Annotated in this window: 8 protein-coding genes and 2 pseudogenes; 2 read left to right on the forward strand and 8 right to left on the reverse strand. The window is 33.8% G+C overall.

The genetic code is table 11. From position 1 onward, the window contains the following. Positions 1-143: 143 nt before the first annotated feature. A complete protein-coding gene (locus ACPLVE_RS09845; RefSeq protein WP_424611383.1) occupies positions 144-1,145 on the forward strand; it encodes an AIR synthase family protein in 1,002 nt (333 codons plus the stop codon). Here ACPLVE_RS09845 and ACPLVE_RS09850 read toward each other — a convergent pair. From ACPLVE_RS09850 to ACPLVE_RS09880, 7 genes and pseudogenes are all read right to left on the reverse strand, one after another. Then, a complete protein-coding gene (locus ACPLVE_RS09850; RefSeq protein WP_424611384.1) occupies positions 1,142-2,071 on the reverse strand; it encodes an RluA family pseudouridine synthase in 930 nt (309 codons plus the stop codon). The two genes, ACPLVE_RS09845 and ACPLVE_RS09850, sit on opposite strands and share 4 nt — an antisense overlap. Next, the gene (gene lspA, locus ACPLVE_RS09855) at positions 2,068-2,505 is read right to left on the reverse strand and encodes a signal peptidase II (RefSeq protein ID WP_349122833.1); all 438 of its coding nucleotides are present in this window, start codon (positions 2,503-2,505) and stop codon (positions 2,068-2,070) included. The genes ACPLVE_RS09850 and lspA overlap by 4 nt, the downstream gene beginning before the upstream one ends. A gap of 100 nt (positions 2,506-2,605) precedes the next feature. Next, entirely contained in the window at positions 2,606-3,163 is a 558-nt protein-coding gene (locus tag ACPLVE_RS09860) for a GNAT family N-acetyltransferase (RefSeq protein ID WP_424611385.1), read from the reverse strand. After that, a pseudogene (locus ACPLVE_RS09865) lies at positions 3,141-3,445 on the reverse strand (nucleotidyltransferase family protein). Before ACPLVE_RS09865 ends, ACPLVE_RS09860 begins: the two are co-directional and overlap by 23 nt. 145 nt (positions 3,446-3,590) lie before the next feature. After that, complete coding sequence (locus tag ACPLVE_RS09870) at positions 3,591-6,686, reverse strand: DEAD/DEAH box helicase family protein (protein WP_424611386.1); 3,096 nt, start codon at positions 6,684-6,686, stop codon at positions 3,591-3,593. A 13-nt stretch (positions 6,687-6,699) separates the two neighbouring features. Continuing rightward, positions 6,700-9,738 (reverse strand): DNA methyltransferase, encoded by a 3,039-nt coding sequence (locus tag ACPLVE_RS09875; protein WP_424611387.1) that lies wholly within the window; start codon positions 9,736-9,738, stop codon positions 6,700-6,702. Between the two features lie 300 nt (positions 9,739-10,038). Further along, the gene (locus tag ACPLVE_RS09880; protein ID WP_424611388.1) at positions 10,039-11,937 is read right to left on the reverse strand and encodes an alpha/beta hydrolase family protein; all 1,899 of its coding nucleotides are present in this window, start codon (positions 11,935-11,937) and stop codon (positions 10,039-10,041) included. A gap of 190 nt (positions 11,938-12,127) precedes the next feature. Between ACPLVE_RS09880 and ACPLVE_RS09885 the strand changes: the two genes are divergently transcribed. Beyond that, positions 12,128-13,771 carry a peptide ABC transporter substrate-binding protein gene (locus ACPLVE_RS09885; protein ID WP_424611389.1) on the forward strand — a complete coding sequence of 548 codons (1,644 nt, stop codon included), beginning with the start codon at positions 12,128-12,130 and terminating at the stop codon, positions 13,769-13,771. A gap of 29 nt (positions 13,772-13,800) precedes the next feature. On the opposite strand, the pseudogene ACPLVE_RS09890 reads toward ACPLVE_RS09885, so the two are convergent. Continuing rightward, positions 13,801-13,928: pseudogene (locus tag ACPLVE_RS09890) on the reverse strand (sulfite exporter TauE/SafE family protein); the annotation flags it as partial.

A 13,928-nucleotide genomic window follows, 5' to 3' on the forward strand; every position in this document is an offset into this window, starting at 1 on the left:
TTAACGGTGAGGTCAGTTATAAAAATTTTTTACCTACAAAATCTTGACACAGACGTTGTCCATAGGGAATATTTAAAAAAAGCAAAAATTGTGGTAATATGAAATTGTTCGCTCTAAATATAAAGAAAAAAGGATGTGACAAAATGAAGCTAGAAATAGGAAAAATTCCTGTAGAAGTGATGAAAAGGTCCATTTTCCCTTATCTTGGCACAAAAAGAAAAGAAGTCTTAGTTCACTCCCAGTTAGGAGAAGACTCCAGCGTAATCGATTTTGGTGAATATGTAGCAGTTCTTTCCACAGACCCAATTACAGCAGCAGATAAATTGAGCGGCTTTTTATCTGTCATAATATCCTGCAATGACCTTGCAGCCTGCGGCGCAGAACCTATCGGCATACTCACCACAATACTTCTTCCAGAGAGCACAGAGGAACAAATGCTTAAAAATATAATGCAGGAAATTGACAAAGCTTCTAAAATGATAGGAATTGAAGTTTTAGGAGGACATACTGAAGTATCTCAAGCAGTAAATAAACCTGTAATAAGCACAACAGCAATTGGAATTGCTAGAAAAGGAAAATACATAACCTCAAAAGGGGCTAAAATAGGAGATGACGTAATTGTAACAAAAGCTTTGGGACTTGAAGGAACAGCAATTTTGGCAACAGATTATGAGGATTTGCTCATCAAGCATTTCGGGAAAGACTTTGTCTTAAAAGCACAAAGCTTTATAAACGAAATAAGCGTAATAGAGGAGGGTCTAATAGCTTCCAAAAATGGCGCAAATGCCATGCATGATATAACAGAAGGAGGAGTGCTAGGAGCAGCTTATGAAATTTCCGAAGCATCGGGATTAGGGATTGAAATATACGAAGAAAAATTGCCTTTTCGACGTGAGACAAAGGAGATATGCAAATTTTTTGGATTAAATCCTTTAAAATTGATATCCAGCGGTTCCATGCTGATTACTGCAGAAGATGGAAACAGAATAGTCAAAGCCTTATCTGAAAAAGGAATACAAGCTACATTAATAGGAAAAATTGTGGAAGAAGGAAGGTATTTGATAACTTCTTCTGGAAAAGAAGAAATCCTTCCACCAGAAAAAGATGAAATATACAAAGCAGAGAAAAGCAGGGCAAAAAATTAATCCCTGTCTTTCTCTGCCCTTAAAATTTCGAGCAATCTTGTAAAATAATCGGGCAAAGGAGCTTCAAACTCCATGTACACCCCTTTTGTCGGATGAATAAACCCTAGAACTTTGGAGTGCAATGCCTGCCCTTCCAGTTTAAACTTTTGTTTTTTATATCCATACACAGGGTCTCCTACGACAGGATGCCCTATATAACTAAAATGCACTCTTATTTGATGTGTCCTGCCTGTCTTTATGGTCGCCTCTACAAAAGTATTGTTTTTAAATCTCTCCAAAACTTTATACAAAGTAAGTGCATACCTTCCGTCCTTAATTACAGCCATCCTCTTTCTATCAACAGGATGCCTTCCAATAGGTGCTTCAACTTTCCCTCCCTCCTCCTTTATGACCCCTTCTACAATTGCGACATATTTTTTCACAACACTTCTTTCCTTTATCTGATTTGAAAGACTCATATGAGCTTTGTCATTTTTAGCGACAACCATGACCCCTGAAGTATCTTTATCAAGCCTGTGTACTATACCCGGCCTTAAAATGCCGTTAATTCCTGATAAATTTTTACAATGGTAAAGAAGGGCATTCACAAGTGTACCACTATAATTCCCTGGCGCAGGATGAACAACCATACCCTGAGGCTTATTTATCACAATTATGTCCTCATCTTCATAAAGGATATCAAGAGGTATATTTTCGGGCACCACTTCAATTTTTTCTGCTTCTTTGATATTCACTACAACTTCATCATCTTCTTTTACTTTATAACTAGGTTTTACATTTTTCCCATTTACAAGTACAAGTCCTTCTTCAATTAACTTTTTAATATATGACCTGGAATAGTCAAGCTCTGACGCAAGAAATACGTCTATTCTCTTTCCTTCGTCCTCTTTTTCTCCTTGCAAAACTATTCTGTCTACAATGTTCATCTTATCCCGCCCTTAAAAATCATAAGATATCCAAGTATAATTGCTCCCACAACAATAAAAGAATCGGCAATATTAAAAACAGCAGGGAAAAACTTAAAATCAATAAAATCCACTACATATCCAAGTCTCACCCTATCTATGAGATTCCCTATGGCTCCCCCCAAAATCATAGCAAGCGTATAATTATACAAGCTATTTTCTGGAAGCTTAATCATTGAATAAATCAAGACAATTCCCACTACTACGGTTATCACAATAAAAAATAAGGTCTTATTCTGTAACATTCCAAAAGCTGCCCCTCTATTCTCCACATAAGTCAGATGAAAAAAATGCTTTATAACTGGATAACTCCCTACAGGCATCAAATACTTCGCCGCGAGATATTTTGTAAACTGGTCAAGAAAAACCACAAACACTACAATAGCTATAGCCAATGCCAACTCCTCCTGTTATTTGTTTGTTTAGCTCTTTATTCCGCACAAGTATATTATACAAAAAATCAAGGCATTTTAAAGCAATGTGCTTAAAAAGTAATTAGGCTTCCCTATTCTTTTCATACTCTCTTTTCAAAATAGAATACATCTTCATATCCCAAAATCCCCCTTTTACAAAAACTGCTTCTCTTAACACTCCCTCAAACTTCATACCCACTTTTTGCATTACCCTCTCAGAAGCAATATTTTCTACCTTACACCTTGCTTGTATTCTATTTAGATTTAATTTTTCAAAACCAAACTCTATTACTTTTCTCACAGCCTCTGTCATAATCCCTTTATTCCAATATTTCCTACCAAGTACATAACCTACTTCTCCTACCATATTTTTCTCATCAATAAATAAAAAACCACACGTACCAATTAATTTACCATTTTCTTTTAAATACAATCCCCAATCTGATGGCTCTCCCTTTTCATACCTTGACAACAAAAGATTAATAAATTTTAAAGAATCCTCAATATTCTTATGATATTCCCACGACACATATCTTGTAACTTCCGGATCGCTAGCATATTCAAACATATCTTCTGCATCTTCCAAGCTTATCTTCTTCAAAATAAGCCTTGAAGTTTCAAGAACAGGTTGGTAAAACATAAATTAAATCCCCCTTTACATTAAGCCTCCGTTTCTGTTTTACTGCTTCAAATGTGACCAAATCACCTTTCATATCCAATATTTCCTCAAGATAATCTGCAAGCTCAAAAAATTGAAGTCCTATTGGCCTTTCAAATTCAACCAAAATATCAATATCACTTACTTCTGTCTGTTCATTCCTTACAAAAGAACCAAAAATACCTAAAATTTTACTCCGTATTTTTTCTTTATCTCTTCTTTATGTTCCTCAAGTATCTTTTTTACTTCCTCAAGTGTTTTCATTCTTCTAACCTCCATAGGTGGGATTAGTTATGTGAGAGAAACTCCCTAATCTTAGTGGATTTTCATATGTCATCTGACGCTACCCCGTAATCAAAGTAAACCTCTTTTAAATCTCTGGTTTATTTTACTTTTCCTTGACACATATTCAATAAATATCTATTTTTCGGAATAGCTTTTTACACCATTCTTTATCATCAAGAAATAACACATGGCTTTGTTCATAGTCATTTTTACTTGGTGCATTAACCCAGTTTTCAACCAACTTTTTATATTCTGTAGCAGACAAGATAAAAGATTCTAATCTTATATTTGGGTTGTTTAATCGCTTTTCTATGGTCTTGATTGTCACCACATCATTACCAATATGGCCTCTGGTACCTGCGAATACGATTTTTTCATTATCAAGGCTTTTATCATGCACCAATCCTTTGGGATCGATAAAAACTATTGTCTGCTCATTATCTTTTTTAATCCACATTATAAAATCAGGGTAAAAACCTGCCCAAGTAAGCTGAAAGCCCATTCCACTTTTAGATAAATTTCTCAATAAATATATCTCATAGTGTTTTAATTTGTCTTCATTTTCTTTTACAAACCTTCTTAAATCCTCGACAAATTTAACCTCACTTTCCACCAACCCTTCAGGTGAAATTTTTATTTTATCTTCTTCTTTTACTTTTTTCTTTAATAAAATTGGTACGTATAAATGGAAATCTAAGGATAATCTTGGCAGTACATCAAATTTATGTTTTTCATTTAACAATTCTTCAAATTTACTTATCAATTCCTTGACTTGCTCAATTATCTCTTTTTCTCTTTTGTCAATCTGTACTACATAACCATAATCTCCAATATTTTCTTCACTTATAAATGGTATCATAAATTGCCCTGTTTTTTCGTCTAACAGATAGTAACTTATATGCTCAGTTTCGAAACTTTTTGCTTTTTTTCTATAATAGGCATCAATATACTTTTTTAAAACTAATATAGCTATATCTTCTAATCGCAAGAGAGTATTATAATCAAGTTTTTCAAAAGCATCTTCATAAACCAGAATTTGGTGTGTGTGTTGTAGGAAGAGTATCTCTTTAAGCGTATTTTTATCAAATACCAAATTCCAATAATTTTTCATCTTTTTATACTCTATAACCTCTTGAAAAATACGTTCCCAATTCAAAAATTCGATATACTGCCATAATTCTAATCTTTTAGGTCTAATTTCAACTTTAATTGTTTCATCTTCATCTTTAACCTTTCTATTATCTTTTGTAGCATAGACTTCTATTCTGGGAGTTAAATCAATATTTATACGAACTGTCTCATCAGGTTTTAATACTACAGATTCATCTTCTTCAAACTTTTTATCTTCTCTTTTGCCAATAACATACAAACTATTCCACTTTTCTTTATGTTGAAATTTAACAGGGATATAAATTGTTTCATATTCAACTTCTTCTTTTCTGATGGCCTCTAAGAATTTGCTCAAATAATCTGCCTTGATGCCAAATATATTTAAAGTCTCTAAAACTGCTACTTTAGGATCACCACTTCTCCTTAAAGACATCCCTTTTCCTTTTAATCTTACACCTCTCCCAAAAAGTTGAATAATTTGCGGTCCCTGCCCAGTACCTATATTTAAAAGTCCCACGGAAGAAACTCTCCAAGTATCCCATCCCTCAATAAATTTTTTAGCTCCTATCAATATATTTATTTTGGAATCCTTTCTCTTTATATCATCAAAAAGTGAATCAGAAATAACATCTGACTGAATCTCAAACCCTTTTTCTTCTAACCTCTTCTTGAAACTATTAGCATCACCAATATTTACAACACCAAAATAGTCATTGTCCCCAACTTTTAGGCCAAATTCCCCTTCACTGTTTCTAATTTCCCAAATATTGAATTTCCCTCTCCCATTAAAAACTTCTCTATATAAATCATCTAAATCAATGCCTTTATCCCTCAAGAGTTTAAACTTTTCTTTGAATACATCTCTTCCCTCTTCGTCCTTAAGTCCCGTTTTCCCCTCCAACACTTTATCTATTCTCTCTTTTAGCCAGTTCTCATCTTTTATAACTTTACCTAAAAACTCAACAATTTGAATTATATCGGATTCCTCTTTGGTAACTGTGGTCCCCACAAAAATCCATAAAGGTTTCTCTAAATTATACTCTTCTGCTAGTCTCTGATTTTCTTCGTAAAATATAAGCTGTTCATAGAAAGATAATAAATTAGCAACAAACATAACTTCTGAAAAGTCGTTTTCAGTTAGATCTTTGGGATTTTTAACATTTATGACAAAAAAGTCTTTGCCATATCCATCCATATAAAAATATTTATAAGAATAATCAAAAATAATTGATTTGGCATATTCTTCAAGTACATCTCTATTTCTTTCACTCAATATCTGACCAAAAGTAGCACTATACTCAAATACAAAACCATTTTCTGCTAATTTGGCTCTTCGCGAAGCCCAGGCACGATCTTCTGAAGCTCTCCCCTTGTGACCTTCATCTACAAAAACAAGATTTCTTCCTTCAAAAGCAGCTACAGGAAGAGTAATTCCTCCGTCTTTTTTTTCATCAACCAATTTGGTTATTTCTATAATTAATATTTTATCTTTAAACTTAATCCCTCCGTTTAAATTACCATCATAAATTCTGCATGGAATATCACTTTTCTGCAATTCTTCAAAATGCTGCTTAGAAAGACCTTCGTTAGGAGTTATCAAAATTATTCCATCAGGATTAAAAGGTCTGTATTTCAAAAACTGAAGGTAATTTATATGCATAATTAGAGTTTTTCCTGAACCAGTAGCCATCCAAAAGGCTAGCTTATTCAAATCTTTTTCCTCAAAATTTGATATGTCAATTTCATTTTCCCTTCTATATTGGTCTAAAAAAGTATTTAACTGATTTAAAAATTCTACTTTCCTGTTCTTCAGTTGGTCTAAAAAGATTTCTGTAAAAAGCACAGGAATATATTGGAAATATTTGAGAACAACATTGCCACGATATCGATTAATTTCTCTAACATATTCTTGAATATTCTGATCATATCGTCGTAAATCACTTTCAGAAATCTTTACGTCTTTTAAAGACATTAAAATTCTCATAAAAGGTGTAGTCTCTACATCACCTATTTGTTTCTCTATATCTTTTAATGGGAGCTCTCTAAAATTTTCAACTCCAAAAAGTGAAAGAAAATATTTATTTAAAACTAAGTATTTTTCTATTTTCATTTTACATCTCTCCTCATTTTACCTCTGCATTCATCAGCTTTTTAAACTCTGGTTCAATATAATTAACATCTATTATAAATTTGCCAAAATCAGGTGTTAGAATGCTTTGACCATTAATGTAAACAATCTGAGGACTCCATTCTAATAATTCTTTCTTTATAAACTCCTTATCCTGTTTAAAATCTTCTTCTGTCCAACCGTCATCATAATTTCTCCATACTATAGCATATGTCTTGTTTTCTTTCTCTCCTAAAATAAACATGTATTTTTTGCCATTATGACTTTTGAATTTTACTTTTTTTGTCTTTAACCCCAAAAGATAATTAAACGTCTCAGGAATATCTACTACCTTCTCCTCTGGCTCGCCGACTTCTGAGAGATTCACTTTGAGTCTATAAGCGAAGGGATTTTTAAGATGTTCAATATTCAATAGATATGGACTTTCTCTTGTTTCATAATCAAGGAAGTATTTTAAAAGATATTCATCTTTAAAAAGCTTAAGCATCTCTTGATTTTCTATTAATTCAATATTATCAAGTGTGTCTTCATATTGTTCCAAAATGACATATTTAAAAAATCCACCTGCTTTTTTTTCATTGTATTTTTCTTTAACATCCTTTTCTCTTGAAATCCCTGATTTGTCATAAGCTAAAACCTTTTTCATTCTCGGCAAAACCACTGTCCAGAAATGTTCTCCTATTTCCACACCAAGCCATTTTCTGCCGAGCTTATGTGCTACTGCTGTTGTTGTCCCAGAGCCAAGGAAGAAGTCCATAACTAAATCACCTTCGTTGGATGTGGACTCTATAACACGCTTTAAGAGGACTTCGGAGTTTTCGGTTTTAAAACCCCAGCCAGAAGAATATCCTGGAATATCAAGCCAATTGTTATCTAGAAAATCCTCTTCTCTTACAGGAACCCAGTATTTCACCACACCGTTTTCTAATTTTACAAAATCTTCAATCCCTGTTCTCAGGGAATATTCTTCTATTGTCTCTCCGGTTTTCTTACTCTCTTGTAGATATTTCTTATAATTTTCAACTGCTTTGAGTCCTCTCATTTTTCCCCACTTCCAATAGTAATTTTTTGGAGGGAGCAAACCAAATAGTTCATATCTCATTGTTGGTCTCTCTCCGCTTGGCTTCATATCATAAAAAGTACTCCAATAACCACCCTTCTTCTCAATAGATATTTTAAATCCGTGATATCGTGTTTCAGGATTAGAAGAATACCAGAGCAAGTTGTCATACATCACACCTATTGATTTAACTCCTTCAAATTGTCCAAACATCGCCGATTTTGGGGCACCTCTTTTTACCACTATCTCATTCCTAAAATTTTCCTTCCCAAAAATCTCGTTCATCAGAGGTCTGACAAGCCAGTTCCCATTATAATCACATCTAACAAAAATGCTTCCTCTATCATTTAATAAATATCTTGTTAATCTTAATCTGTTTTCAAGCATAGTAACCCAAGTAGAATCTTTATACTTTACATTGTAAAGATAATCAGCATCCTGTTCTTTATTAAATGGCGGATCAATATAAATTGTCTGTACCTTTTCCCTATATTTATTCAAAATGGTATTCAACGCCTGCCAGTTTTCGCTTTTTATAAGTAAACCGTCTAATGCCTCATCTAAGTCTATATTTTGGGTTATATTTTCTAAAAGCTCTTCTTTAAACTCTTTGTCAAAATATCTTGTATCAATAGGAAGCTTTTTGTATTCAATATCTACCATATCTTCTTTTTCAATCAAATCTTCTCTACTTTTGATCTCACCAAAACCTAACTCTTTCCACTCACTTAGCTGTTCTTCGTTACTTAAAATCTCCTCTATGATTTCCTCCAGGAATTTTACTCCAGCCCACTTTTTTATTCGGTCTAGGGTTATTACATACTCTGTAGTTATAACAAACTTTTTCTTCTCCCAAAGTCTTTTCTGAAAATCCTCAATCTGAGATAGAAAATCAATTATTGCTTCTCCAATTTCTTTTACTGTCTTTGCTCTTGTGATGTGCTTGTTTAAATATTTTTCTTCCTCTAAAGTCTCAAGGTCTAAAACCTCTGATTTTATGAAGTAATCTAATTGCTCTGATAGAAACTTTTTCAGGTTTTTATGAATAAAATAGTCCTTTGTGTTTTTAGCAGAAAATCTGTCTAAATGATATTTACGCAATGGTTTCTCATTTTTACTTTCTTGCAAATACATAGAAATTTCTTTGTTGGCATTAGCAATTTCTTTAACTATTGAATGAAAAGAAAAGTCATTTATTTTCTCTTGCTTAGAAGTGTTACTGCCTCCTGCCACATCATATTTCTCAACTTCTTCTTCCATAAGTTCTCTATACTGAAATCTGACAATCAATTCTTTTTCCTTAAGTTCCAAAGGGTTGTCATCATCTAATACAAAAAATCTTTCCTTAGTTGCTTTATTCGAACCTAATTCTTCTTTGGCCTCAACTATTCTAAAAATGACTTTATAATTACCCACTTTAAATGTGTAATCTCTAAAGAGAAGCCCTGTCTTTGTGTAATATTGGTCTTTATTTGCCCAATACAAGACTACCTCTTCACCGTTATATGGAACAGCATATTTATGACCCTTTATTGAATATCTATACTGCGGGACAAAATCTCCTTCCTCATAATAGCGAGAAAAGAAATTATATAAATCATTAAAAACTTGTAGTTTTATCTCATCAATTTTTTCAGCTTCTTCTTTTTGTTCTTTTAAATCTAAATATCTTTTGCCAATGGGAGTATTTTTAAACTCTTCTTTTATATCACCTGAAGATGTAAAAACACCTTCTCCTAATGTGTTGTTTAATTCATTTTTTACTTTTTGAAATTCTTTCTCTAAATCTTGCGTAATGGCCATTTTGTGCTTTTCAAAGGCTTCCTCTACTATTTGAGGAAGTCTATTTTCAATAAAACTTTCTATATGCTCTCTTCTGTAATTTAAAATTTTATAAATACCAAAATCTAAATCTGATGCCTCAAATTGGAAAATTTCTTTTAGTAAAGTTTTAAATTTTTGCAAACTCTCCATGGTGTGATATTCCTCCTCTTTGTTCACATTAAAGCAAATAGCATTAAAATAAACTAATTACAAGTTTAACACACTGAATTAACTTTCGTCAAAAATCATTTTTCAAACTCCGCATTAAAATTTCCCATAATATGATTATTATTCATCAGAAAGAATTTTAAGTAATGGCAACATAATCTTTTCATAAGTAGGTATAGCCATTTATTATTCTCCTTCCTCACCTTACTACGCTCATAATATATTTCTACAAAAAAAGAAAAAATCCTCCAAGAGGACACAATTTAAAAGCCCATTAATAACTCAACTTCTCTCCCATTCATCTTCCCTTTTCAAAATCCCCTCCACATCAAAACCTTCTTCATATCTCTTGAGTTTTCTTTCAAAAAATTCCATAAATAGTTTATACCTTTTTGCCCTGTGACGAGGAGTTCCATCAAGGCTGTGACCGTGAGCTCCTTTTTTGAAGATAGCTATATAGGCTTCTTTTCCAAGGCTTTTTAACACGTGATAAAACATCACGCTCTGGTCAAGAGGACATCTGTAGTCTTCCAAACTGTGAATCAAAAGAAGTGGGGCTTCGACATTTTTGGCGTAAAAAATGGGGCTTAATTTCCTGTAATTTTCATTTTCAAGTGGATTATCCCCAATCACTTCTCTGTCAAACCACAACCCTATGTCAGAAAAAGCGTAACTCGTATGCCAATAGCTTATGCCATTTTCGCTTATACCGGCCTTAAAAAGCTTGCTTTGAGTCAGCGCCCAATTAGTCATAAATCCCCCATAGCTTATACCCGTAATCCCAACTCTTTCTCTATCAGCCCCTGGTTCTAATTCGAAAAATTTTTCAAGCCCATTTAATATGTCTTGAAAATCTTCTAGCCCTGTTCTTTCGAGCACTCTCAATGCGAAATCTTCGCTGTAGCCATTACTCCCTCTAGGATTTACAAATACCACATAATATCCTCTATTCGCCATAAGTTGAAATTCGTATTTAAAGTAATACCCGTACATCCCCTTTGGACCGCCATGAACAAAAACCAAAACCGGAGCCTTTTGCCCTTCTTCTATTTCAGGTTTAATGTACCATCCCTCCAATTCTAAATCAAGACTTTCGTATTTAAAATTGTTATATGGCTTCACATCAAGCTCATCAACTACTAGCTTATTGTAATCTGTCAACTGCTCAAGCCTTTCATCCCATACATAGAGTTCCTTTGGCATAATATCAGTCTCTTTAGTGAAAACCACTTTCCCGTCTCCGCTAACGTCAAATTCTCCTACCCATGAGTTATCTTCTGAAATAGGAGCCAATTCATTTCTCCTCAGCTTATAAAGACTTATTCTCCCTTCTTTTGCCATAGTAAAGTATACATTTCCTTTTTCATCTAACTTCCCCTGTCCGTTATTGTACACAAGATGTTCTGTCAAAGGGATAACCTTTCTCCCGTCCCACAGATAGTGAAAATCATGTTCGCTGTCTTTTTCTTTCCTGGGTTTACCGTAAAGTAGCACCACTTCTCCGTTAGAATCTACAGCAGTATACGAAACATTCTCAAACAGTTTCTTGCTTTCCCCCTTCTCGTAAACGTATATGTCAAAAAGTCCAAAAAACTGGGGAACATTGTCCACCTTTTTAGGAACATTATAGATTATTCTATCTCCATGCCAGATAGCAGTAGAAAATCTTTCAGCAGTAAATTCCTCAAGGATTACTTCTCCCTCCACATCAAATATTACAAAAACCGCCCTTTCTTTGCTAAAAAACCCTTTATTATCAAACCAAATGGGGATATCATCTTCAAATATAAGGTCCTCATCTTCCATCCTTTTAATCCCTGTTATTAAAATCCTTCTGTCATCTTTATTCCATGCTATATCCAAAATGCCCTTTAATTCCAAAATCTTTTTTTCACTCATGGAATTTAAATCGCATAAAAATATCTCGTTAACATCCTTATCCCTATGCTTTCTTACAAAAATCATTTTCCTCCCCGTAGGAGAAAAACGCGGCATCGTGGCATTTTCAATAAAACTCCTGCCTCCCTTTTCTTCTACAACAATGGTATGTTTGTATTCATTATTCTTCAAATCTGCCTTTGTGAGAACATAAGCTATTTTTAACCCATCTCTTGAAATTCTCGGGTCCTTTAGATAAGTAAATTTCGTAAAAGTGTTCTCGTCCCATTTAATTTTGCTCATTCAAATCCCCCCTGACATATATATTTCTACATTTTCTCAGAAAATCCTCTATTTTTGCAGGTAAAATTACGCTTTAGTACTCTAATTTTGTAATTCCATAAATTTTTTAAGTATGCAAAAAACTTCTGTTGTACAGTTATGAAAAAGAGAGTAAAATTAGTATTAAAAACAAAAGGGGGGATAAAATCCTATGAAAATCAAGGTTCTTGCAGCATTTGTATCATTACTTTTTATCATCTCTACCGTACTAGCGGGGTGCAGTGGTCAGCCAGCTAAAACTGCTTCCTCTCCTGAAACGGAAAAGCAAATTCTAAGAATAAACTTAGGAGAGGAACCTCCTCGGTTAGACCCTCAAACTTCTACTGACGGAGTCTCTTTTCAAGTGTTAAATGCCGTGCTGGAAGGCCTTGTAAGGCTTGGACCAGATGAAAAACCTCAGAAGGGTTCAGGTCTTGCAAAAGATTGGAAAATTTCTGAAGATGGACTCACCTACACTTTTTATTTAAAAGACAATATATACTGGAGCGATGGCAATCCTATAACGGCTTATGACTTTGAATACTCATGGAAAAGAGCGTTAGACCCAAAAACTGCTTCAGATTATGCCTATATAATGTTTCCAATAAAAAATGCTGAAAAATTTAATGCTGGCGAAGTATCAGCTGATGAAGTAGGAATAAAGGCTTTGGATGAAAAAACATTGGAAGTAAAACTTGAAGAGCCAACCCCTTATTTCTTAAGTTTGACAGCATTTATAACATACCTTCCCTTGGAAAAATCTTTTGTAGAAAAGGTTGGCGATAAAATAGCTACTACTCCTGATACTTTGGTTTACAGCGGTCCTTTCATCATAAAAGAGTGGAACCACGAACAGAATATAATACTTGTTAAAAATGATAAATACTGGGATAAAGACAATGTAAAGCTAGACGAAATCCACATGGACATGATAAAAGACATGAACACTGTAGTTCAAAATTTTGACAATGGCCAATATGATATAATCACTGTAACCGGAGATTTTGTAGAAAAATACAAAAACAATCCCAATGCTGAATTACAAATATATCCCAATGGTTTTACTTATTTTTTAGCTTTCAATACAAAAAATCCTGTTTTCAAAAATGCCAACATAAGAAAAGCGTTCGGCCTTTCAATTGACAGAAAACAGCTTACAGAAAATGTATTAAAAGACGGGTCAATTCCTGCTTATGGATTTGTGCCCTACGGAATACCGGGCAAAAATGAGGAATTTAGAAAAGAAGTGGGCAATTTGTTCACAGAAGACCCTGTAAAAGCTAAAGAACTTCTCCAAAAGGGAATGAACGAATTAGGCATAACTTCTTTGCCTAAAATAACCTTACTGGCAGATGATACAGAAGTAGCTAAAAGAGAATCTCAGGCAATACAGGAATTCTGGAAAAAGAACTTGGGTGTCAATGTTGAAATACAAAATGTGCCGTTTAAAATTAGGCTTCAAATGTACAAACAAGGCGATTTCGATGTGGTTCTCACACGTTGGGGAGCAGACTACAACGATCCAATGACCTTCATGGACCTATGGCTAAGTGAAATCAGCGGGGAACCCAATAGAGTATTTTATTCAAATCCCGAATACGATAAGTTAATACTGGAAGCCAAAAAGAGCAATGACAACAATCTGCGCATGGACAACATGAAAAAAGCAGAACAAATCTTAATGGAAGATATGCCCATATCACCTCTTTTCTTTTCAGCAACAGCTTATATACAGCAAAAATATGTGAAAGGTGTAGTAAGGCACGCTGTAGGAGTAGACAATGACTGGAAATGGACTTATATAGAAAAGCATTGAAAAAATCCCTTTGGACCCTTCCAAAGGGATTAAACTTTTCTTACCCAAAACATTACTGCTAAAATAAATCCCCATAGTACTACAAAATTTTTCACCTTTTTCCCATCAAACCTTTGTGATATCACTGCACCCAAATACCCCCCTAAAGCAAAACCTA

Source organism: Caldanaerobacter sp. (assembly GCF_049701115.1).
Taxonomy (GTDB): Bacteria; Bacillota; Thermoanaerobacteria; order Thermoanaerobacterales; family Thermoanaerobacteraceae; genus Thermoanaerobacter.

Excerpts from the sequence above, each read along its gene's own strand:
- ACPLVE_RS09845 (WP_424611383.1), top strand. The coding sequence starts at position 144 with ATGAAGCTAGAAATAGGAAAAATTCCTGTAGAAGTGATGAAAAGGTCC.
- ACPLVE_RS09850 (WP_424611384.1), bottom strand. The coding sequence starts at position 2,071 with ATGAACATTGTAGACAGAATAGTTTTGCAAGGAGAAAAAGAGGACGAA.
- ACPLVE_RS09860 (WP_424611385.1), bottom strand. The coding sequence starts at position 3,163 with ATGTTTTACCAACCTGTTCTTGAAACTTCAAGGCTTATTTTGAAGAAG.
- ACPLVE_RS09870 (WP_424611386.1), bottom strand. The coding sequence starts at position 6,686 with ATGAAAATAGAAAAATACTTAGTTTTAAATAAATATTTTCTTTCACTT.
- ACPLVE_RS09875 (WP_424611387.1), bottom strand. The coding sequence starts at position 9,738 with ATGGAGAGTTTGCAAAAATTTAAAACTTTACTAAAAGAAATTTTCCAA.
- ACPLVE_RS09880 (WP_424611388.1), bottom strand. The coding sequence starts at position 11,937 with ATGAGCAAAATTAAATGGGACGAGAACACTTTTACGAAATTTACTTAT.
- ACPLVE_RS09885 (WP_424611389.1), top strand. The coding sequence starts at position 12,128 with ATGAAAATCAAGGTTCTTGCAGCATTTGTATCATTACTTTTTATCATC.